Origin of the sequence: Chachezhania antarctica (assembly GCF_003646465.1) — a bacterium.
In the GTDB taxonomy this organism is placed as follows: Bacteria; Pseudomonadota; Alphaproteobacteria; order Rhodobacterales; family Rhodobacteraceae; genus Chachezhania; species Chachezhania antarctica.
Window position 1 is genome coordinate 639,660 of sequence record NZ_QZEX01000002.1, and the last position, 22,467, is coordinate 662,126.

At 67.4% G+C, this 22,467-nt stretch carries 18 protein-coding genes; 10 read left to right on the plus strand and 8 right to left on the minus strand.

The window, feature by feature from the left end; all coding sequences use genetic code 11:
• Nucleotides 1-139 precede the first annotated feature (139 nt).
• The gene (locus tag D4754_RS06725) at nt 140-1,906 is read left to right on the plus strand and encodes a serine protease (protein ID WP_121062127.1); all 1,767 of its coding nucleotides are present in this window, start codon (nt 140-142) and stop codon (nt 1,904-1,906) included.
• A 142-nt stretch (nt 1,907-2,048) separates the two neighbouring features.
• On the opposite strand, the gene D4754_RS06730 is transcribed toward D4754_RS06725, so the two are convergent.
• Nucleotides 2,049-2,762 (minus strand): SIMPL domain-containing protein, encoded by a 714-nt coding sequence (locus tag D4754_RS06730; RefSeq protein WP_240453776.1) that lies wholly within the window; start codon nt 2,760-2,762, stop codon nt 2,049-2,051.
• 150 nt (nt 2,763-2,912) lie between these two features.
• Here D4754_RS06730 and D4754_RS06735 point away from each other — a divergent pair, with 150 nt between their 5' ends.
• Together D4754_RS06735 and D4754_RS06740 are read left to right on the plus strand one after the other, a co-directional pair.
• On the plus strand, nt 2,913-6,185 hold the full coding sequence (locus D4754_RS06735; protein ID WP_121062128.1) for a hypothetical protein: 3,273 nt from the start codon (nt 2,913-2,915) through the stop codon (nt 6,183-6,185).
• A gap of 10 nt (nt 6,186-6,195) precedes the next feature.
• Nucleotides 6,196-6,822 (plus strand): class I SAM-dependent methyltransferase, encoded by a 627-nt coding sequence (locus D4754_RS06740; RefSeq protein ID WP_163025805.1) that lies wholly within the window; start codon nt 6,196-6,198, stop codon nt 6,820-6,822.
• Between the two features lie 112 nt (nt 6,823-6,934).
• Here D4754_RS06740 and hppD read toward each other — a convergent pair whose 3' ends face one another.
• Nucleotides 6,935-8,032: a 4-hydroxyphenylpyruvate dioxygenase gene (gene hppD / locus D4754_RS06745; RefSeq protein WP_121062130.1), complete on the minus strand. Its 1,098-nt coding sequence runs from the start codon at nt 8,030-8,032 to the stop codon at nt 6,935-6,937.
• A 160-nt stretch (nt 8,033-8,192) separates the two neighbouring features.
• Between hppD and D4754_RS06750 the strand changes: the two genes are divergently transcribed.
• On the plus strand, nt 8,193-8,648 hold the full coding sequence (locus tag D4754_RS06750; protein WP_121062131.1) for an Lrp/AsnC family transcriptional regulator: 456 nt from the start codon (nt 8,193-8,195) through the stop codon (nt 8,646-8,648).
• A 16-nt stretch (nt 8,649-8,664) separates the two neighbouring features.
• Nucleotides 8,665-10,581 (plus strand): cation:proton antiporter domain-containing protein, encoded by a 1,917-nt coding sequence (locus D4754_RS06755; RefSeq protein WP_121062132.1) that lies wholly within the window; start codon nt 8,665-8,667, stop codon nt 10,579-10,581.
• 225 nt (nt 10,582-10,806) lie between these two features.
• Here D4754_RS06755 and cobT read toward each other — a convergent pair whose 3' ends face one another.
• The gene (cobT, locus tag D4754_RS06760) at nt 10,807-11,820 is read right to left on the minus strand and encodes a nicotinate-nucleotide--dimethylbenzimidazole phosphoribosyltransferase (protein ID WP_121062133.1); all 1,014 of its coding nucleotides are present in this window, start codon (nt 11,818-11,820) and stop codon (nt 10,807-10,809) included.
• A gap of 92 nt (nt 11,821-11,912) precedes the next feature.
• Here cobT and D4754_RS06765 point away from each other — a divergent pair, with 92 nt between their 5' ends.
• Nucleotides 11,913-12,671: an adenosylcobinamide-GDP ribazoletransferase gene (locus D4754_RS06765; protein ID WP_240453777.1), complete on the plus strand. Its 759-nt coding sequence runs from the start codon at nt 11,913-11,915 to the stop codon at nt 12,669-12,671.
• Between the two features lie 146 nt (nt 12,672-12,817).
• Here the strand turns inward: D4754_RS06765 and D4754_RS06770 are convergent, their stop codons facing one another.
• The 5 genes from D4754_RS06770 to D4754_RS06790 all read right to left on the minus strand — a co-directional run bounded on the left by D4754_RS06770 (nt 12,818) and on the right by D4754_RS06790 (nt 18,234).
• Nucleotides 12,818-13,327, minus strand: a complete 510-nt coding sequence (locus tag D4754_RS06770; protein WP_121062134.1) for a CarD family transcriptional regulator — start codon at nt 13,325-13,327, stop codon at nt 12,818-12,820.
• A gap of 293 nt (nt 13,328-13,620) precedes the next feature.
• Nucleotides 13,621-13,959: a ferredoxin FdxA gene (gene fdxA, locus D4754_RS06775; RefSeq protein ID WP_121062135.1), complete on the minus strand. Its 339-nt coding sequence runs from the start codon at nt 13,957-13,959 to the stop codon at nt 13,621-13,623.
• Nucleotides 13,960-14,022: 63 nt separating this feature from the next.
• Entirely contained in the window at nt 14,023-14,430 is a 408-nt protein-coding gene (locus D4754_RS06780) for an RNA-binding S4 domain-containing protein (RefSeq protein WP_121062136.1), read from the minus strand.
• A 3-nt stretch (nt 14,431-14,433) separates the two neighbouring features.
• The gene (locus D4754_RS06785; RefSeq protein ID WP_121062137.1) at nt 14,434-17,583 is read right to left on the minus strand and encodes a helicase-related protein; all 3,150 of its coding nucleotides are present in this window, start codon (nt 17,581-17,583) and stop codon (nt 14,434-14,436) included.
• Nucleotides 17,584-17,610: 27 nt separating this feature from the next.
• Nucleotides 17,611-18,234 (minus strand): tetratricopeptide repeat protein, encoded by a 624-nt coding sequence (locus D4754_RS06790; protein ID WP_121062138.1) that lies wholly within the window; start codon nt 18,232-18,234, stop codon nt 17,611-17,613.
• A 78-nt stretch (nt 18,235-18,312) separates the two neighbouring features.
• Between D4754_RS06790 and D4754_RS06795 the strand changes: the two genes are divergently transcribed.
• The 4 genes from D4754_RS06795 to D4754_RS06810 all read left to right on the plus strand — a co-directional run bounded on the left by D4754_RS06795 (nt 18,313) and on the right by D4754_RS06810 (nt 22,445).
• Nucleotides 18,313-18,603 carry an SCP2 sterol-binding domain-containing protein gene (locus D4754_RS06795; RefSeq protein ID WP_121062139.1) on the plus strand — a complete coding sequence of 97 codons (291 nt, stop codon included), beginning with the start codon at nt 18,313-18,315 and terminating at the stop codon, nt 18,601-18,603.
• A 5-nt stretch (nt 18,604-18,608) separates the two neighbouring features.
• Nucleotides 18,609-19,550, plus strand: coding sequence for an alpha/beta hydrolase (locus D4754_RS06800; RefSeq protein WP_121062140.1), 942 nt, complete (start codon nt 18,609-18,611; stop codon nt 19,548-19,550).
• 301 nt (nt 19,551-19,851) lie between these two features.
• Nucleotides 19,852-20,853 (plus strand): ligase-associated DNA damage response exonuclease, encoded by a 1,002-nt coding sequence (locus tag D4754_RS06805; protein WP_121062141.1) that lies wholly within the window; start codon nt 19,852-19,854, stop codon nt 20,851-20,853.
• A complete protein-coding gene (locus D4754_RS06810; protein WP_121062142.1) occupies nt 20,850-22,445 on the plus strand; it encodes an ATP-dependent DNA ligase in 1,596 nt (531 codons plus the stop codon). Before D4754_RS06805 ends, D4754_RS06810 begins: the two co-directional genes overlap by 4 nt.
• The last annotated feature ends 22 nt before the right edge of the window (nt 22,446-22,467 follow it).

A 22,467-nucleotide genomic window follows, 5' to 3' on the forward strand; every position in this document is an offset into this window, starting at 1 on the left:
GGATGACGCGGGAAGTGTTGCTTCAATGCCTGCGCGCGCGTCTCAATTGCCTGAAGCCTTTGCGCTTTGCCGGCAATCCCATAGAAAATGCGCCATGAAATGTGGACGGGACAGGTCCAAACCCAGAACGAGAGCAATCATGTCAGAAAAACCGGCACGGGGCCTTTTCCGGGCATTGGCCTTCATCGCGTTGTTCTTGTTTTCCACTGTGTCCGTTTCCAATGCACAGTCGTCCTCCGGGACAGATCCCGATGCGACGGCCTGGATCCAGATCGAATCCCTGCCCAGCCAGGCGCTCGCCCTCGCGCGGGCCGAAAGCTATGCAAGGACGCTGGACCGCGTGAACGCCTTCGACCTGGGCAATGGCTGGTTCGGCGTCATGCTGGGCCCCTACCCCCCGGACCAGGCGGTCACCCTGATCAACCAGCTGGTGTCCGAAGGCCGGGTCCCGGGCGACAGCTACCTGACGGCCGCGGGCTCCATCCGCGAACGGATCTACCCGGCGCCCGGCGCGGCCCCGGCCCAGCCGGACCCCACCGCCCCCGTGGCCGAAGCGGACCCCACACCGACACCCGAACCGCCGCAGGAAACCCGCAGCGAAGCGCTCCGCGGCGAACGCCTGCTGACCCAGGAAGAACGCTTCGACCTCCAGCGCGCACTGCGGGCCGAAGGTGTCTATGCCGCCGGGATCGACGGCGCTTTCGGCCGCGGCACCCGCAGCGCCATGCGCGCGTGGCAGCAGTCCCGCGGATACGAGGACACGGGCATCCTGACCACCCGCCAGCGCGACGAGCTGATGCGCGCCTACAACGCGCCGCTGACCAGCGTCGGCATGGACCGGCTGGTGGACCGCGCCGCCGGCATTGCCCTGTCGATGCCCCGGGGCGCCGTCAGCTTCTCGCATCACGAGGCGCCGTTTTCCCATTACGACGGCACCGGCGAGGTGCCCGGCGCCCGTGTCGTCCTGATCAGCCAGAAGGGCGACCGGTCCTCGCTTTACGGTCTCTACGACATCCTGCAGACGCTGGAAGCCGTGCCACAGGACGGCCCCCGCGAACGGGAACGCGACAGTTTCACCATCGAAGGCCGCAACGGCCAGATCGTCTCGCATACCGAGGTGACGCTGCACGACGGTGAGGTGAAGGGCTTCATGCTGATCTGGCCCACGGGCGACGAGGCGCGCCGCGCCCGGATCCTGGCCGACATGCAGGGCAGCTTCGAACGCCTGCCGGGCACGCTCGACCCGGCCGCCGGGGCGGAACGGACCCAGAAGGTAAACCTTGTCTCGGGGCTGGAGATTCGCCGCCCGCGGCTGTCCCGGTCGGGGATCTATGTCGATGACCGCGGCGCTGTCGTGACCACGGCCGAGGCGGTGCAATCCTGCGGCCATATCACGATCGACGAACGGTTCTCGGCCAGCGTCGCGGCCATGGACGACACGCTGGGCCTCGCCGTCCTGCGCCCGGACGAGGCGCTGGCGCCCATGGCCATCGCCCGCTTCGCCGACACGCCGCCACGGCTGCGAGCCGACATCGCGGTGTCGGGCTATTCCTTCGAAGGTCTGCTTGGCGCGCCATCGATGACCTTCGGGACCGTGGCCGATGCGCAGGGACCGGATGGGTCCGCAGACGTCCTGCGCCTGTCGATGACGACGCGCGATGGCGATGCCGGCGGCCCCGTGATCGACGACACGGGCACCGTGATCGGCGCCCTGATGCCCAAGCCGGAAAACCGGCGCCTGCCGGAAAATGTCACCCTCGCGATCCGCGGCACCGCCATGGGCGGTCTCCTCGAACAGGCGGGCGTGACGCCGCAACGGGCGGGTTTCACGTCCGAGCCGCTGTCCGCCGACGCGCTCGCCCGTCAGGCCACCGGCATGACGGCGCTCGTCGGCTGCTGGGACTGATCCCGAAGACAGGATTACCCGACTTTCGCCGACTCCGGCCCGCCCCCTGCGCGGTGCCGGGCATCGGATCGCGCAGCGATCCGATGAGGGCGGGCGGGTGGGCCGGCCCGCGCGCAGGGGGCGGGCCGGGCACCACGTGCGCCTATTCGTCGATAAGCTCGATCTCCAGCGTCACCGAATCGTTTACCGATACCTCGCCGGTGGCGACGGGTACCGAAGACCGCGCGAAGGACGCCGACTCCATCATCACCGGGCCACCGCCATTGCGGCCGCGGGCCTCGATGCTCTGGATCCGGCCAAGGCTCAGCCCCGCCGCGTCCGCGTAAATGTTGGCCTGCCGCAACGCGTCCCGCACCGCGGCCGCACGCGCCTCGTCGCGCAGAGGTTCAGGATCGACCAGACCGAACCGAAGGCTCTGCAGCGTGTTCGCGCCTGCACCCGCCACCGAATCCAGCACCTCGCCCAACCGGTCGAGATCGCGCACCCGCACCGAGACCTCGTTTGATGCCTCGTAGCCGGTGATCCGCGGCGGCGCGTCGTCGGAACTCTGCCGGTTCGACCAGACCGGGTTCAGCGTGATCGACTGGGTCTGGATATCCCGCGACTCGATTCCCAGCCCGGACAGGGCCTCAAGCACCTTCTCGGCGGCCCCGGACGTGGCTGTCAGCGCGGCCTGGGCCTCCTCGGCCTCGGCCCTGACACCCAGCGTCACGGTCGCCATGTCGGGCGCCGCATCGACGCTGCCGGAGCCATCCACCGAGATGGTCGGCACCCGCGCGTCCTGCGCCGTGGCCTGCCCGATCATGCCGAAACCGGCGATAACCGACGCAGCGATCAGAAAAGCAATTTGTTTCAACGCCGTCTCCCATGTTAGTTACACTCGGTACGCGCCCGCGACCCTCCGACACACGATTCCCCGGGGTCTCGCGCTGTTGCGATTGACGGGAAGGGGCTTAACCTGAATGCAAGTAGACTGTATTGTGTACCCAGGTGGTAAGGCCATAGCATGAAACCGGATTTTGCGCTTTCGCTTTCCGTCGAGGGCATCGCGCTCCTCCATCGTGCCCCCGACGGGTGGCGCGCGGTTGGCGATGTTCCGCTCGACAGCCCCGATCTGGCCGCCGCCCTCTCCGGGCTGCGTGACAAGGCCAAGCAGCTGTCGCCACGCGGTTTTACGACCAAGCTCGTCATCCCGAACGAACAGATCCGCTACCTCGCGCTCGAGACGGGCGACCTGTCGGCGGAAGACCGCCTTGCCCTGGGCGCCGCGGCACTGGAAGGCGCTACGCCCTACGCTGTCGAAGACCTTGCGTTCGACATTGCCGCCGACGGGCCGATGACCCATGTCGCCGCCGTGGCGAACGAAACCCTGGACGAAGCGCGCGCCTTCGCCGAGGAGCACGATTTCAACCCGGTCAGCTTCGTCGCTGCCCCGAACGGCCTTGGCTACCCGGCCGAACCGTTCTTCGGCCTGACGCCTCGCGCCGAAAGCTGGACAGGTCCGGCCGCGGTGGAACCGGACGGGGAAGAGGTCAGCGTCATAGGTCCCGCCATCCTCCCCGCGCCAGAGCCGGATCCGGTCGCGGATCCGGTCCCGGACACGGCGCCAAAGGACGCGCCCAAGCCGAAGACCAGCGCCGAAACGCCCGGAAAACCCAAGGCCGAACCGGTCGCGGCCCCCGCGGCCAAGGTTTCGGACCGGCCGGCCAAGGCCCCCGCGCCAGAACCGACCGCTTCCGGACCGACTGCCAAGGCCCCCGGGACGTCCGGGCCCGGCGACACCGCCGTTGCGGAAAAACCCGCGGACACGACGGCGAAGGAAACACCGGCTGCTTCAGCCGGTCCCGCGCCGGCATTCCAGTCGGCCCGAAAGCGCGGCGAATCGCCCACGCCCACGCCGACACCCGTCAAAGCGCCCCCGCAGGCTGACCCCGTCTCGCAGAAATCCGCCGCCCCCGCCGAAAGTGAATCGGCCGCGCCGGTCACCGGATTCTCCAGCCGCAGGCGTCCATCCGGCGATGAGCCGGTGGTGACCGCCCCTGCCGGAGGCGCCGAGGCCGCGCCATCGCTCGGTACGCCGTCGGGCGCGACCAAATCCGCGACCGCCCCGGCACCGGGACCGATCCCCGAAGACGGCGGGCCGAAAGTCGGGACCCCTTCGGCGACCGACGCCGCCACGGACGCGACACCGGCCTTCTCCGCGACGCGAAACCGGACCGATGGCGAGGGCACGAAGCCCCGCGCCAAGGTCGCGATCCCTCCCAAATCGGCGCCCGATGCCGCCAAACCGGCCCCGCGCGGCTTCGGCAAACCCGGCGCCAATGCGCTGTCGGGCACGCTGGAGGACGACGAAAGCAGCGGGCTGTCGAAACTCTTCGGATCTCTAAGGGAGCGGATCGGCAATACCACCGGCGCGATGAGCGTCGCCGCCGAGAACCGCCGCCTTGCCAAGGCCGAGGAGAAGTCCAGGAAAGAGGCCGCCAAGAAATCGGAAGCCGCGGCCGCCGCACGCGCCACCCCCGGCCTGGGCGGTGGGTTCCCGACCGGGACCGACACGCTCAAACCCGTCAGGTCCCCGGCAGCGCTCGCGAAGATCGAAAAGCCCAAGCCCGCGACCGCGGCCGAGCCCGAGGACGATGAAGCCAGGCGCATGACGATCTTCGGCGCGCGCGAGGAGCCCGCGGTGGGCGGCAAACCGCGCTATCTCGGCCTGATCCTGACGCTCACGCTGCTGCTGGTGCTGGCCGGCGTTGCCGCCTGGGCCACGGTGTTCGTCGATGGCGGGCTGTCCAGCCTGATCCGCCGCGGCGCGGACCGCGAGCCGCCGGTCGAAATCGCGATCATTCCCAACACGCCCGGCGATGCCGCGCAGGACGCGCCCGAAACGGCCGCCAAACCAGACGTTATCGTGCCGGACGCGATCCTTCCGGGCGACGCGGCCCCGGAAGCGGCCGGTCCGGAAACCGACCTCCCGGAGACTGCCGCACCGGAGATGGCCCTTCCGGACAGCGTGGACCCTGAACCGTCCGAACCGGAAACAGTCGCCGCGCCCGAGCCTCCGGTGGTCCAGACGCCCGAAACCGCACGGGCCGCGGCCGAGGCACTTTATGCCGCCACCGGCATCTGGACCGGCCCGCCCGAAACGCCCGAACCGTTGACCCAGACCGGCATCGACGACGTCCATCAGATCGGCATCGACCACCGCGCCCTTGCGCGGCCCACGCGGGCCCTGCCCGCCTTGCCCGATACGGGACGGGACACGCCGCTGGAACGGACCGCGGCTCTGGATCCCGCCCTGGAACCCGAACCCCGCACACGCTCCGACGCGGTGGCAGCGGTGGAGGACCCCGCGCCCGAGAGCGAGGCCGCATCCGCGCCGGCCGAGCCCGAGATCACCGAGCCTGACGTCGCCGAGCCCGAAATCGCCGCGATCGACCCCGATCTCATCGGCGTCCGACCGCGCCTGCGCCCTGCCGAGATCGAGCAAGAGGCCCAGTCAGAAGCGGATCCCGAGGCCGAGACGACCGCAGAGACAGACGAAACCGCGCCTGAGGCAGAAACCGCTGCGGACGAATCCACAGCCGAGGACGCCGTCCCGGTCGATCCCGGCCTGAGACCCCGCCTGCGCCCCGAGTCCATCGTGGCGGCGGCCCAGACGACCGAAGAACCCGCGGAAGAAGACGCCCCGGCGGCCGAGGAAACGGCCCCCGACGGCGACGATCAGGACAACACCGAAACCGACGACACGGCGCCGACCTTCGACGATGCGACGGCACGGGCCGTCGCCCTGTCCATCGCGCCGAAACCCCGTCCCGAAGGATTTGCAGAACGCGCCCGGCAACTGGCCGAAGCCCGCGAGGCCGAGGCCGCAGCCCGACAGGAAAAGGAAGAGGCCCGGGAACATCAGCTGGCCCTGGCGGCGGCCGCCAAGGCCGCCGCCGCGGCCAGGGCACAAGCCGAAGAAGAGGCCGAAGAGGACGAACCGGCCCGTGTCGCCTCGGTCGCGCCCCGGGCCGTTTCGCCCGGCGTGCCCTCTACCGCCACCGTTGCGCGGCGGGCCACGCTGACGAACGCCATCAATCTCCGCCGCGTCAACCTGATCGGCGTTTACGGCACGCCATCGAACCGCCGCGCGCTGGTCCGGCTGCAGAACGGGCGCTACAAGAAGGTGCAGGTCGGCGACCGCATCGACGGCGGCCGTATCGTCGCCATCGGCGACAGCGAATTGCGCTACCAGAAGAATGGCCGGAACACGACGCTCAAGATCCCGTCGGGCTGATCGTCCGGCCATGGGCCGCGAAGACCCCGCGATCCGGGCCGTGCTGTCGGGCTATGCCGACCGCGCGGCCGAGCTGATCGAACCATATGAGGCACTGTCCGTCACCGACATCTATGCAGGCGTGCTGGATCACCTGCCGTCCTTCGGTCATGCCGTTCTGGACGTCGGCGCCGCGACCGGCCGCGATGCCGCGTGGTGCGCTGCCCGGGGCGCGACCGTCCATGCGACCGAACCCGTCACCGCCTTCCGCGCCGACGCCCGAAAGCGCCATCCCGACAACCGGATCACCTGGATAGACGATGCACTGCCGGATCTTCCGCGTACCTGGGCGTTGGGGATCCGTTTCGACAGGATCCTTTGCAGCGGCGTCTGGCATCATCTCCCGCCCCAGGCGCAGGCCAGCGCCATGCCCGTCCTGCGCGATCTCTGCGCGCCCCATGCGCGGATCCTGCTGTCGCTCCGCCACGGACCGTCAGCGCCCGGACGCCCCGCCTATCCCTGCCCCGCGGACACGGTCGTGGCGCTGGCCGATGCTTCAGGTTTCGATCTTCTCCACCTGGCGCGCCACGAGTCGATCCAAGCCGGCAATCGCCAGGCCGGCGTCACATGGACATGGCTGGTGCTGAAGGCGCCCTGATCCCACCACCGGACCGCGCCCGGCGGCGGGAAGGAGGATCGCGCAGGCGATCCGACGGGGGTGGGCGGGCGGGCCGCCGACGGGCGTGGGCCGGACGCGTTGGCCCCGGGCGTTATTTACCCACAAGTTCCCCGCTGTCGATCTGCTCCTGCTCGATCGATTCGAAGAGCGCCTTGAAGTTGCCCTCCCCGAAGCCGTCATCGCCCTTGCGCTGGATGAACTCGAAAAAGATCGGCCCGATCACGGTTTTCGAGAAGATCTGCAGCAGGATCTTCGTCTCCCCACCATCCACAACCCCTTCGCCGTCGATCAGGATGCCGTGTTTTTTCATCCGGTCCACAGGCTCGTCATGGCCCTGCACCCGGTCGAAGCTCAGATCGTAATAGGCCTCCGGCGGCCCCGGCATGAAGGTCAGGCCGTTCTCGGCAATCGCATCGGTGCTGTCGTAGATATTGTCGGACCCGACCGCGATATGCTGGATGCCCTCGCCCTTGTACTTCTTGAGATAGGCCACGATCTGACCCGTCTCGCCACGGTCCTCGTTCAGCGGAATCCGGATCCGCCCGCAGGGCGATGTCAGCGCGCGGGAAAACAACCCGGTAAACTTGCCCTCGATGTCGAAGAACCGGATTTCCCGGAAATTGAACAGGTCGCCATAGAACCGGAACCACACGTCCATGTTCCCCTTGAACACGTTGTGGGTCAGGTGGTCGAGGTAGTAGAACCCCACGCCCCTGGGCTTCGACTGCGCGATCCAGTCGAATTCCCAGTTATAGGGCGAGGTGTCGTAATACTGATCGATGAAATAGATCAGCGACCCGCCGATCCCCTTGATCGCGGGTACGTCCATCACCTTGCCCGGCCCCTCGTAAGGCTCGGCCCCCTTCGACACCGCGTGTCGGAACGCATGGTCCGCATCGCGCACGCGCCAACCCATGGAAGACGCGCAGGGCCCGTGTTCGGCCGCGAAGCCCGCGGCAAAGCTTTCGGGATCGGCATTCAGGACGTAGGTGATATCCCCCTGCTGCCACAGCTCCACCCCGGGGCGGGTCTTGTGGTTGGCGACATGGGCGTAGCCCATCCGCGCGAAGAGCGCGCGCAGTTCTTCGGGCTCGGGATGGGCGAATTCGACGAACTCGAACCCGTCGGTGCCGGCGGGGTTTTCGTCCGTGATCTCCGAACGCGGCGCATCGTGGGGGAACGGTCCCATGGGCAATCTCCTCTCTCTACTCCCGGGCACGGCCGGGCATCTGCTATTTGCCTCAATTTAGCGCATCTTCCCTGCACGTTCTGCGCATCTTTCTACACTGGCACCGGTGGACATGCGCATTTTACGCACCATATCATTCCGAAGCGACCGGAGCCCGCACATGCTCGATGACATCGACACACGCCTCCTCGCCTCGCTGCAGCAGAACGCGCATCTCACCGCGCAGGAGCTGGGAGAGGTCCTGAATCTCTCCGCCTCCCAGGCCGGGCGGCGGCGCCAGCGGCTCGAGGCCGAAGGCTACATCCAGGGCTATGCCGCGCGGCTGGATCCCGGGCGGATCGGGCTGACCGTGCAGGCCTTCATCCAGGTGCAACTCAGCAGCCATGGCCCGGACCAGTCCACCGGGTTCGCCCGGCTTATCCGGACACGGGCCGAGATCGTCAGCGCCTGGACCATGACCGGCGACGCGGATTATCTCCTGCGCGTCTATTGCGCGGACCTGCCCGCCCTCAATAGACTGATACACGAGGTCCTGCTTCCCCATCCCACAGTTGCCCGCGTGCAAAGCCAGATAGTCATGGATCAGCTCAAGCGCGACGCCCCCCTGCCGACATGATACAGAAGGACAGCGAATGAGCGCCTTTCTCTACCAGGGCACGATCTATCTTCTCGCTGCGGTGATCGCGGTGCCCATCGCGGCGCGGCTGAAGCTGGGCTCGGTGTTGGGCTATCTTGCCGCCGGGATCATCATCGGGCCGGTGCTGCATCTCGTCGGCTCGGAAACGCAGGACCTGCAGCATTTCGCCGAATTCGGCGTGGTGATGATGCTGTTCCTGATCGGTCTGGAACTCGAACCCCGTGCGCTCTGGGACATGCGCCACCGGCTGATCGGGCTGGGGGGCCTTCAGATCCTCGGCACCGCGGTGATCGTCATGGGGCTGTGCATGGTCCTGGGCCTCAGCTGGTCCACCGGCCTCGCCATCGGGCTGGCGCTTGCCCTGTCATCGACGGCCATCGTCCTGCAAACATTGTCCGAACGCGGCCTGATGCAGACAAGCGGCGGGCGCTCCATCTTCTCGGTCCTGCTGACGCAGGATATTGCGGTGATCCCGATCCTTGCCCTTCTGCCGCTTCTCGCGGTCAGGGATCTGGCAGTGGCCAGCCCGGATGGCTCGATCCTTGCCGCAGACGACGCCGAGGCCACTGCAGGCACCCACGGTGCCGATGCCGCGCATGGGGCCGGCCACGACGCCGCCATGTCGCTGGTCGAAGGCCTGCCGGCCTGGGGCGTGACGCTGGTCACCATCGGCGCCGTCGCCGCGATCATCCTGGCCGGCATCTACCTGACCCGCCCGATCTTCCGCTTCATCCACGCCGCCCACCTGCGCGAGATGTACACGGCCCTGGCTTTGGCCATCGTCGTGGGCATCTCCTTCCTGATGAGCACGGTGGGCCTCTCCCCCGCCCTCGGCGCCTTCCTTGCGGGCGTGGTCCTCGCCAACTCCGAATTCCGGCACGAGCTCGAGGCCGACCTCGAACCGTTCAAGGGCCTCCTGCTGGGGCTCTTCTTCATCACCGTGGGTGCCGGCATCAATTTCAGCCTGCTCTTCAGCGAACCGGGCGACCTGATCGGGCTCGCGCTCCTGCTGATCCTGATCAAGGGCTCGATCCTCTATGCGCTGGGATCCGCCTTCAAGCTGCGCGGACGCGACCGGTGGCTGTTTACCTTGGGCCTGGCACAGGCGGGCGAATTCGGCTTCGTGCTCTTCGCCTTCTCGGTCCAGCAGAACGTGATTCCGGTCGATATCTCGGAAAAGCTGCTGCTGATCGTGGCGCTGACGATGCTGATCACGCCGCTCCTCTTCATGCTCTACGACGTTCTGTCGAAACGGATGGGCGACACCAGGCGTTCCACCGACTACGACCAGATCGACGACGAGGGCCCGATCATCATCGCCGGCATCGGCCGCTTCGGCCAGATCGTGAACCGGTTGGTGACGGGGTCCGGCTTCAAGACCATCGTGCTCGACCATGACATAGAAACTATCCAGCTGATGCGCCGGTTCGGCGTGAAGGGTTTCCTGGGCGATCCCACGCGTCCCGAACTCCTGAAGGCCGCGGGCCTCGCCAAGGCGCGCGTTCTGGTCGTGGCGCTCGACGATGTCGACGCGGCAGTCCGCCTCGTGACCTACGCCCGGCGCGAACGGCCCGAATTGCACATCGTCGCCCGGGCCTATGACCGTAACCACGTCTTCCGCCTCTACCAGGCCGGTGCGAACGACATCGTGCGCGAGATGTTCGACAGCTCGCTCCGCGCCGGCCGCTACGTGCTGGAAAACGTGGGCCTCACCGAATTCGAAGCCGCCGAGGCCGAACAGACCTTCTACGCCCATGACCGCTACGCCGTCCGGGAACTCGCCCAGGTCTGGGATCCCGATCTCTCGGCGTCCGACAACGCGGCCTACATCGCCCGCGCGCGCGAACTCCAGAAGGAACTCGAACTGGCCCTCCTCGACCAGGCCCAGCGCGAGGAACAGAAAAGCGCCTGACCACCGCATCCCGCGACGCCCTCTTCGCGGAGCCGCCGTCGCGCTGCCGAAAAGAGCCGGAACAGCGATGGTGGCTTCGGGAAGAGAGCATTTCTCTTCGTGGTGAGCCCAAGCCCTTCCCCGGCGGTGGGCGCCCGTTTCGGACAGATGGATGTGCGCAGGCACATCCATCAGGGGTGGGCGGGCGGGCCGAAACGGGCGCGGTGCCCGGCCGGAAACCGGGATCTACCCTTCCGCGACGCCAGCCTCGGCAAACGTTGCCATCCCGCTGTGGCACGCCACCGCCGCCTTCATGATCTGTACCGCCAGGGCCGCGCCGGACCCTTCGCCAAGCCGCAGTCCCAGCGACAGAAGCGGCGCCTTGCCCAGCTTCTCCAGCAGTGCGCCATGCGCGCCCTCGGCACTCACATGCCCCGCCACGCAATGGTCCAGCGCCCCGGGAACGGCCTCGGCCAGGCACGCCGCCGCGGCCGAACAGATGAACCCGTCCAGCACCACCGGAATGCCGCGCACCCGCGCAGCCGCGATCGCACCGGCCATCGCCGCCACTTCGCGCCCCCCCAGGGCCAGCAGCCAGTCGAGCCCGTCGCCCGCCCCCTGATGCCGCGCGACCCCGTCCTCGACGACCTTGCACTTGGCCTGCAGACGGTCGTCATCGACGCCGGTACCCCGGCCCGTCCAGTCCCCGGCCGACCCGCCATAAAGCGCAAGGCAAAGGGCCGCGGCCGACGTCGTGTTGCCGATCCCCATCTCGCCCACGACCAACAGGTCGGTGTCGGGGTCCACGGCCATCCATCCCGCATTCAACGCGGCCAGCCCGTCCTCGGCATCCATCGCGACGGTTTCGGTGAAATCCCCGGTCGGGCGGTCCAGATCCAACGCGACCACGTCCATCCTGGCCCCTGTCTCCGTAGCCAGCTGGTTGATCGCGGCGCCGCCGGCCTCGAAATTCGCGACCATCTGCACCGTCACATCCGCCGGAAAGGCCGAGACGCCGCGCGCCGCCACGCCGTGATTGCCCGCAAAGACGATCACCTGCGGCGCCTTGACCCGCGGCCTCGGATCGCCCTGCCAGCCTGCGAACCAGATCGCCAGGTCTTCCAGCCGCCCCAGGGCGCCCGGCGGCTTCGTCAGCATGCCGTTGCGCTCGGCGGCCCCGTTCAGGGCGGCCTCGTCAGGTCCCGGCGCCGCGGCCAAGGCCGTGCGCAGAGCGTTCAAATCCGTCAGTTTCTGTGTCATGCCCGGGCCTCGTTGCATCTGTGCGTCCCGCGGTGTTTAACCGACCCGACCGCGATCACAAGCCCCACCCGAAGCCGCCGGAGCGCCGCGCCATGCCCCCGAGAATGCTCCGCCTCCTGCAGGACACCTGGCTCGCCTTCGCGCTCCTCTCCCGCCTGCCGCTGCCGAAACTGCCCGATGGCGCCTTCGCCCGCGCGGCGGCAGCAAGCTGGGCCTTTCCGCTGGTGGGCTTCGCCGTGGCGCTCCTCGCGGGCCTCTTGGGTCTCCTCGCCCTGTCCATCGGGCTCTCTTCCCAGATCGCGGCGGGCCTGACCCTCACGGCTCTCGTCCTCCTTACCGGCGCCCTCCACGAAGACGGGCTCGCCGACACGGCCGACGGCCTCTTCGGCGGCTGGACGCCGGAACGTCGGCTCGAGATCATGAAGGACAGCCGCGTCGGCGCCTATGGCATGCTGTCCATGATCCTGGGCCTTGGCCTGCGATGGTCTGCGCTTGCGATGCTCCTGCCTGCGGGGCTTGGCCCGCTGATCGCCGCCGCGGTCCTCTCGCGCGGGATACTGCCCTGGCTCATGCACAGGATGCCGTCGGCCCGCCCCGGCGGCCTTGCCGGCAGCGTCGGACGCCCGGCGGCCCCGACGGCCATCGCGGCACTTCTCATTGCACTGGTCCTGGCATTCGCCACAACGGGCGCCGCAGCCTTCGCCGCGGTTCTCGCCACGGGCCTCGCGGCTCTTGTCGTCGCCCGCCTCGCCATGGCGCGCATAGGCGGGCAGACCGGCGATATCCTCGGCGCCACCCAACAGGTGGCCGAGATCGCGGCCCTTCTCACTTTCGCGGCCCTCTTGCCCTGATCGGGACGCCTGCGCGCGCCCGGCGGCGGGGGCGGGCGGGTGGGCCGTCGACGGGCGCGCGCAGGCCGCGACGCGACCGACCGGCACGAAAAAACCGCGCCCCCGAAAAGGCGCGGTTTGCGGAATTTCAGATCGCAACGGCCCGATCAGGCAGCGCGCGACATCAGCACCTCGTCCACCTGGCGCGCGGCTTCGATCTCGTCACCGCCGCTCACGGCAGCCACTTCGCGGGTCAGACGCTCCAGTGCCGCCTCGTAGAGCTGGCGTTCGGAATAGCTCTGTTCACGCTGGTCGTCGGTGCGGTGCAGGTCGCGCACGACCTCGGCGATCGAGATCAGATCGCCCGAGTTGATCTTCTGCTCGTATTCCTGCGCCCGGCGCGACCACATGGCGCGCTTCACCCTCGCCTTGCCCTTCAGCGTCGTCATCGCCTTCGTCACCACGTCGGGCGACGACAGCGACCGCATGCCGATCTCGGTTGCCTTGTTGGTGGGCACCCGCAGGGTCATCTTGTCTTTCTCGAAGGAAATCACGAACAGCTCGAGCTTGATGCCGGCTACTTCCTGCTCTTCGATGGAAATGATTTGACCCACCCCATGGGCCGGGTACACAACGTAATCGTCAGGGCGGAACTCGAGCTTCTTCGACTTGGTCATTCGGATCTTTCCCCAGTGCTTCAACACGTGTCAGGCCACAGAAACACCGCCCCCGGACCGTCTACCGGTTCCGTGATGCGGCGTTATGGCTGAGGGCGCGCCAGCGGTCGTTCGGAATGGCCAAGCCAATCGGGCCGGACTAACAGGCACGTCTTCGATCCCGTGCATATATCACAAAAATGGCGGCTCCAAAAGCCGACTCTGCGCCATAGCGCACCTGTTCGGGGCAGTTTCGGCCTCAAATCGGCCCGAAACGCCACGTCGCATGACCCAAACAGCCGTTTTTGGCCGACTCAGCCGCCCTCGCCCGGTGCTTCCGAGAAGTACTTCTCCAGCTTGCCCTCTTCACCGTCGCGTTCCTCGGCGTTGGGAAGCTCGTCCTTCTTGGTGATGATCACCGGCCACAGCTCTGAATACTTGCGGTTGAACTCGACCCAGGCCTCGGCCTCCGGCTCGGTATCGGGCCGGATCGCGTCGGCGGGACATTCGGGTTCGCAGACGCCGCAGTCGATGCATTCGTCAGGGTGGATCACCAGCATGTTCTCGCCCTCGTAGAAACAATCCACGGGGCAGACTTCAACACAGTCGGTGTATTTGCAGGCGATGCACTTGTCGTTGACGATGTAGGTCATGAGCCGCTTTCTAATCCACGTAACAAAGGGTGACCTAATCCAGCCGCGCCCGGCATTCAAGTTTCATTCCGGCCCATCGCGTCGGGAAAGATCGAGTGCCCTGCGGTCGCGCTTCGTAGGCCGACCCTTTCCCTCGTATCGCGGATTCTCCGGGCCGGTCTCCCGCTTCTCGGTCAGATCGTGGTACAATGTTTGCGCCTCGGGGGCCGGACCGCGGCGAGTGCCCAAGGCTTCGACGCGCACTACCCGAACGGCCTTTCCCTGGGCGAAGGTCAGAACGTCGCCCGGGGAGACGTTCTGGGCAGGCTTTGTCACCCTGTCGCCGTTCACGCGCACGTGCCCCTCGCCCACCTGCCTGGCGGCCAGCGTCCGGGTCTTGAAGAACCGCGCGTGCCACAGCCACTTGTCCAGACGCAGCTTCGGGCGCGCCGTTCCCGGCCCGCCCGTTGCTTCGGTCACGTCAGCAGCCATCGGCTACTTGTTGTCCTTCAGCCCCATCAGCGCGGCTGCGAAAGGATTGTCGGGATCGATCTTCTTTTCCTGCTTCGGAGGCTTGGCCGAATAGGTCTTGGGCTTGTTGCGGTCGTTGTCCTTGCCGCGCCGGTCCGGACCGCCCTTGCCTCGGGGCGGCTTGCCGTCCCGACGGGGCTTGCCGCCGTCGCGACCCTTGTCGCCGCCCGCATTGCGCCGCGGCCCGCGTTCGCGACGGTCGCCGCCTTCGGGCTTCTCGCCGCCTGCCTGCTGTCCGTCGTCCCGGCGTCCGCGATTGCCACCACGGCCACGCTGGTTGGTTTGACGGTTGCGGCCCCAGGTGAAGGTGTAGAAGACCTCGATCTCGGGCTCGGCATCCGCTGCCGCGGCGGCCGGGTCCGCGATGGCATCGGGTTCGACCACATCGGATTCGGGCACTACGGCATCGGCATCGACATCCGTCGCCACCGCTTCGGGCGCGTCTTCCGCCGCCTCCGTGGCCGACACGGCCATGGCTTCCGGCGCGTCCTCTCCCGGGATGCCGGCGGGGCCTACGGGGCTGTCCTCGGGCGTGCGTACGGCCGCTTCTTCGGGGGCCTCTTCCGACCCGGCGAGCAAAGGCTCCTGCCCGGGCTCGACCGCGGCATCCGCCGGATCTTCCACCGGCATGTCGTCGTCCGACGCCGCCACGGCGCCTTCCGGCGCCTCCGCAATCGCCGAATCCGGAGTTTCCTCCGAGATCGCTTCGGTCAGCGGTGCCTGGGCCGCGGGCGCGCGCACCTTTTCGCGTTCGCCCCGTTCGGCCTTGTAGCCCAGCCCCTGCATCAGGTCGGCGAACTGTTCCAGCGTCATGCCGGTGATCGACAACATGTCGGCCTTGGCTTCGAACCCGCCACGGCTGTCTTCGGCGCGCAGCATGTCCGCAAGGCGTTCCAGCATGTCGATCCGGATCGCCCGTTCCCCGGCCGACCGATAGCCGCACATCGTGTCATAGCCTTCGGGGCTGCCCGATTGCACGGGGATCGTGACCAGCCCCGGCGGCGGCGCGTCGGGGAACTGGTCCAGCCCCTGGCTGAGCGACCACAGGAGGAGCCGCAACCGCGTGGGCGCCGGTTTCAGGATCAGCGGCACGAAGACCGTGAACTGGCCGAACCGGACGCCATGCTTGCGCAACGCGCCGCGGGCCTCCTGGTCCAGGTCCTTCACCTCCTGCATCACGGACTGACGCGGCAGGATGCCGAAATTTTCCACCAGCCGGAACGCGAAGCCACGGGCGAGACCGTTCAGCGTCTCGTCCTTCTGCATCGCGATCAGCGGTTCGAAGAGCGTCGCGACCTTGCGGTCGATGAAATGCTGAAGCCTGCGCTGCACCTTCTGTGCCACGTCCGGCCCCGCCACATCGTCGACGAAGACCTCAACCTGCGGGCGCAACGGCTCCGACCCGGCGACGAGCTTGCCGACCGCGTCCGAGCCCCACATGAGCCCGCCTTGTTCGGTAAAGTCGATTTCGGTATCGGGCGCATTGTAGAAGCGATCGGCGCGCAGATGGAACTGCGGCGCCAGCGCTTGCACGGCGGCCTGCTTGAGGGTCTTCGCCTCGGGTCCCTGGGCGCCCTTGTCGGGCGAGAAGCGGAACCCTTCCAGACGACCGACGAATTCCCCCTCGACAGTCACCTCACCGGTGTCGTTTACTTCGGCCAAGAGGGCCTCCTTCTGCTTGAGCCGGCGCAGCAACACGGATGTGCGCCGGTCCACAAATCTTTGGGTCAGCCTCTGATGCAAGGCGTCCGATAGCCTGTCTTCTACCGCGCGGGTTTCACCGCGCCAATGCATTTCGTCCTGAACCCAACCTTTTCGCTGAGCGACATAGGTCCATGTGCGGATAAATGCCAGCCGCTTGGACAACGTGTCGATATCGCCGTCGGTCCGGTCGATGCGCCGGATCTGGTCGGCCAGCCAGTCGTCGGGCACCGTTCCGCGGTCGTGCAGATGCCCGAAAATCGTTTCCAGCATGCCGGCATGTTCGGATTGGCTGATCCCGCGGAAGTCGGGGATTCGGCACACGTCCCACAGCATCCGCACCGCGCCCGCATTGGTTGCGCGGGCCGCGACGGTGGCGATCTGGCCAAGCCCTTTCAGCGCGGCAAGGTCATCGGCTTCGCGGGCCCGGACCAGGACGTCGTTGTCCGGCGGGGCCTCAAGGGATCGTATCAGCGAATCAATCGACCCGAACCGCAGGTCCGAACTGCGCCAGACCAGCCGTTTCAGAGGCGCGAACCGGTGCTCCATGATCGCCAGTGCGACCTCGTCGGAAATTTCGCCGGCCTCGCCTGTCGTCCCGAACGTCCCGTTGCGCTGGCCACGCCCGGCCCGGCCGGCAATCTGCGCCAGCTCGTTGGGCATCAGTTCACGCATCCGCCGCCCGTCGAACTTCGCCAGGCTGGAGAACGCGACATGCTTGATATCCAGGTTCAGCCCCATCCCGATGGCATCCGTCGCCACCAGGTAATCGACATCCCCGTTCTGGTAGAGCTCCACCTGTGCGTTCCGCGTGCGCGGGCTGAGCGCGCCCATCACGACGGCCGCCCCGCCCTTCTGACGCCGGATCAGTTCCGCGGTGGCATAGACGCTGTCGACCGAAAACCCGACGATGGCCGAGCGCGCGGGCATGCGGGATATCTTCTTCGATCCGGCATGCACCAGCTGCGACATGCGTTCGCGGCGCTGGATAATCACCTCAGGAATCAGCGAAACGATCGGCCCACGCATATTGTCCGAGCCCAGGAACAGCGTCTCGTGCAGGCCGCGCGACCTCAGCAGCCGGTCGGTAAAGACATGGCCACGTTCTGGATCGGCGCAAAGCTGGATTTCGTCCACCGCCAAGAAATCGCAGCCCATGCCCTCGGGCATCGCTTCGACCGTGCAGACCCAATACTGGGTCCGGGGCGGCACGATTCGCTCCTCTCCCGTGACCAGCGCCACGACGGACGGGCCGCGGGCGGCAACGATCTTGTCATAGACCTCGCGCGCCAAAAGCCTGAGAGGAAGACCGATGATTCCGGTCCGGTGGGCCAGCATACGCTCGAGCGCGTAATGCGTCTTGCCCGTGTTGGTCGGGCCCAGAACGGCCACGACCCGCGATGACGCAGTCATCTCTCGCCCCTTGGTTACCGGGTGGCGTTACAGGTCCGTGCCTTCGACGGACCGGCGCAGGCGGTCGAGCGCACTCGATACGTCCTCGTGATGGGGATGTATAGAGATGGCCTGCGAATAGGCCTCGAACGCGAGCTGATCGAGCCCCACCGTTTCGAGGATCGCCCCAAGGCCCAGCATCGCGTGATAATGGTTGGGGTTCAGCGCCAGCGCGCGTTCCAGATCGGCCAGGGCGGGGCCGAACAGCTCTGCGCGATAATAGGCCGCAGCCCGCACCTGCCAGCCTTCGGCGAAGTCCGGGGCATGGTCGGTCAGCGCGGTCAGGTGCTCGATCGCGACGTCGTAATCGCCTTCCTCCAGTGCATCACGGCCGCGTCGCAGCAGCAGATCCATCGCCGGCGAACCGCTTTTCTCCCAAAGCGCCCGCAACTGGCGGTCAAGATGCTCGGCCTCCGCCGGCGTGGCCTCGCGCAGGGCGTCCAGCAGGGCGGATTCCTCGGTCAGGTCAGGGCCGCGCTGGTCCAGCAGAGGCGCCGACGTCTCGGGAATCTCGTCCAGCGACTGGGCAAGTATGGTTGTCGGGACTTGCAATGGCAGGAATGCCAGACTTGCCGTCACGACAGCTTTGAGATTGTGGTTCAGGTGACGCATAACGCAGACTAGTCTAGCGGAGCGCGCGGCAATTGCCAGTGGCGCAATGGTCGATCAACCGGATTGTGAGGGCGGAACATGAGCGAATTTATCGAAAAACTGGCAGCCGAACTGAAAGCCAAGGTCGGTGACGAAAAGATGAGCAAGTCGGTGAAGTTCAACGTCCCCGACGACGGCGCGGTGATGCTGGACGATCAGGGCGTGCGCGTGGGCGACGAAGAAGCCGACGTGACGATCACCGCCGATGCCGAAACGCTGATGGCGCTGTTCCAGGGCGATCTGAACCCGACCGCGGCCTTCATGACCGGCAAGATCAAGATCGACGGCGACATGGGCGCCGCGATGTCGCTCTCGTCGATGCTGGGCTGACGCGCATGCAGCCGGCCCCGTATTACGAAGACGTGGCCGGCGGGCCTCCGGGTGGTGCCGCCTACTGGCTGACCGCGTCCGATGACGTGCGGATCCGGTTCGGCGTCTGGCGTACCGAAGCGGATGCCAAGGCGACGCTGCTGATTTTTCCGGGGCGGACAGAGCACGTTGAAAAGTACGGCATCGTCGCCAAGGAATACGTCGCGCGCGGCTATGCCGTGGTCGCCGTAGACTGGCGCGGCCAGGGTCTGGCCGACCGGTTCCAGTCGAACCGCCTGATCGGCGATGTGGGCCGGTTCCCCGACTACCAGAAGGACGTGGCCGCGGTGCTGGACGCCGCCGCCGAGCTGGACCTACCGCGCCCCTGGGTGCTGCTGGGCCATTCCATGGGCGGATCGATCGGCCTGCGCGCGCTGATGGAAGGGTTCAAACCCGCCGCCGCGGTCTTCACCGGTCCGATGTGGGGCATCGCCATGCCCGGTCCGCTGCGTGCTTTGGCCAATGTGCTCACAACGGTGCTGCCGAAAGTCGGCCTCGGCGGGATGCGCGCGCCGTCGACACCCAAGGACAACCTGGTTCTCACCGAACCTTTTGAGGGCAACACGCTGACGAACGATCCGGCGATGTTCGCGCACATGAAGATGCAGCTCGAAGCGCATCACGACCTCTCGCTCGGCGGCCCCTCCATCAACTGGCTGGGCGAGGCGCTGGCAGAGATCGAGGCGCTCGATCCCAAACCGGCCCCCGACGTGCCGTGCCTGACCTTCGTCGGTGAAAACGAACGCATCGCCGACATCCCCCGCCAGCGCGCCCGCGCCGCGAGATGGCCCGGCGCCCGCTTCGAACTCGTCGATGGCGCCCAGCACGAGGTGCTGTTCGAGGTTCCAAAGGTCCGCGAATACCTCACGGCCCAGATCGACGCCTTCTTCACCTCCCACATTTCCTGAGAGCGGGCGCCGCCCGCGCCCTGTCCCCTCTCCACACGATCTCAAGCCATCTTCGCGGAGCCGCCGTCGCGCTGCCGTCCCGGAGCCGTCGCACCTTGCCCGTCAAGGGGCCGGAGGCCCGCGCGCTCCGCGCGGCTTGCCCTTGACGGGTGGGGTGGGATGGCTCAGGCAGCACAAGCGATGTCGGTTTCGTGAAGATGGCGCAGGTCATCTTCGTGGTGAGACCCGAGCCTCTTTCCCCGGCCCCCCTTTCCCCAGGCCCCCCTTTCCCCCCGCGAAACCCGCCCTATGCTCCAAAGCCATGTCACCGGTTCTCATCTTCACCGAACGCGGCATCTACTGCCCGGCGGGCGATTTCTACATCGACCCCTGGCGCCCGGTCGACCGGGCGCTGATCACACATGCGCATGCCGATCACGCCCGCCCGGGCCATAACCGCTACCTGGCGACCGACATTGCCGCGCCCGTCCTGCGCCACCGGCTGGGGGACATCACGCTTAACACCGTGCGCTATGGCGAAACCCGGACCATCGGCGACGCCACGGTCTCCTTCCACCCGGCGGGCCACGTCCCCGGCTCCGCCCAGATCCGTGTCGAAGTGGAGGGCGAGGTCTGGTGCGCCTCGGGCGACTACAAGACCGCGCCCGACGGTCTTTCGACCCCGTTCGAACCGGTTCGCTGCCACGCGTTCATTACCGAAAGCACCTTCGGCCTGCCCGTCTTCCGTTGGCGGCCCGACGCCGATCTGGCGTCCGAGATCAACGCTTGGTGGCAGGCCGCGCAGGAGGCTGGCCAGACACCCGTCCTCGGTGCCTATTCCTTTGGCAAGGCGCAGCGCCTCCTCACTCTGCTTGACTCCAACATCGGCCCGATCCTCACCCACGGCGCGGTCGAGACCACCACGCAGGTCATGCGCGTTCAGGGCCTGCCCCTGCCCGCCACGACTCACGTCACGCCGGAGATGAAGATCAAGGACCATCCCGGCGCGCTGGTTCTGGCGCCGCCCTCGGCGCTCGGCTCCACGTGGATGGGACGGTTCGGGACGACCACGACCGCCTTCGCCAGCGGCTGGATGCAGCTGCGCGGCATCCGCAGGCGAAGGGCGGCGGACAAGGGGTTCGTGATCTCGGATCATGCCGACTGGGACGGGCTGAACAGCGCCATCCGCGATACCGGCGCGGAACGCGTGTTCGTCACCCATGGCTACACCGACAGTTTCTCCCGCTGGCTGACCGATCAAGGCTATGACGCCGCCCCCGTCCCCACCGAATTCGGCGGCGAGGAGGAGGAGGAGGACGCATGAAATCGTTCGCCGCCCTCTTCACCGCCATCGACGGCACCACCCGCACCAACCCCAAGGTCGCGGCGCTGGCCGACTATTTCGCCACCGCGCCCGAGCCCGACCGGTTGTGGACCGTCGCGCTCTTCTCCGGCCGTCGCCCGAAGCGCGCGGCCACCACGACGGAACTCCGCCGCTGGGCCGGAGAGATCGCGGAGCTCCCCGACTGGCTGGTCGAGGACAGCTATGCCGTGGTCGGCGACCTGGCCGAAACGCTGGCCCTGATCCTGCCCGAGGCCACGACCGAGCCCGACACCGGCACGTTGACAGATTGGCTCACCCGCCTGTCCACCCTGCCCGGCCGGCCCGAGGAGGAACGTCGCGCAGCCGTCGAAACCGCATGGTCCTCGCTGGGCAAGACCGAACGCTTCCTTTTCAACAAGCTGATCACCGGCGGCTTCCGCATCGGCATCTCGCGCAAGCTGATGACCCGCGCGCTGGCCCGCGCGACGGAACGGGACGAGGCCGACATCGCGCTGCGTCTGATGGGCGACTGGACGCCCGCCACCATGACATGGGACCGGCTGATCCACGCCAACGATCCGGAAGCGGAAGGCGCCCGCCCCTACCCGTTCTGCCTGGCCTACGGTCTCGACAGCGAACCTGAGACCCTCGGGGCCCCCGATGACTGGCACGCCGAATGGAAGTGGGACGGCATCCGTGGGCAGCTGATCATCCGCCACCGCCAGCACCACCTGTGGTCCCGCGGCGAGGAGTTGATGACCGACCGTTTCCCCGAATTCGCCCGCGCGCCGGATTTCCTGCCCGACGGCACCGTGATCGACGGAGAAGTTCTGGCCTGGGACGTTGACGCCCCCATGCCCTTCGCCGCCCTGCAAAAGCGCATCGGCCGCAAGACCGTGCCGAAGAAGCTGCTGACCGAGGCGCCAGCGATGCTCTACGCCTACGACCTGCTGGAGGATGGCGGAGAGGACATTCGCGCGCTCCCCTTCGCGGACCGCCGCGCGCGGCTGGAAGCGCTCATCGTCAACCTGCCCGACGACGCCCCCCTGCGCCTGTCGCCGCGGATCCCGTTCGCGGATTGGGGCACGCTCGCCCAACACCGCCTCACCGCCCGCGACAAGCGCGCTGAAGGGCTGATGCTGAAACGCATGTCCAGCCCCTACGCCACGGGGCGCAAGCGCGGCGACTGGTGGAAATGGAAGCTCGACCCGCTCTCCATCGACGCGGTGATGATCTACGCGCAGGCCGGGCACGGCCGGCGGGCGAACCTGTTCACCGATTTCACCTTCGCGGTGTGGGACGGCGAGGCGCTGGTGCCCTTCACCAAGGCCTATTCCGGCCTGACGGACGAGGAATTCGGCCAGATCACCGCCTGGGTCCGCAAAAACACGCAGCAACGTTTTGGCCCCGTGCGGCAAGTCACGCCCGTCCACGTGTTCGAAATCGCGTTCGAAGGCATTCAGGCCAGCCCCCGCCACAAGTCAGGGATTGCGTTGCGCTTCCCCCGCATGGCGCGTTGGCGGCATGACAAGCCCCCGTCCGAAGCCGGAACGCTGGGCGAACTGCAGGCCCTTCTGGCGCAATACGGCTGAGGCTTTCACCCAGCCCTTCCTT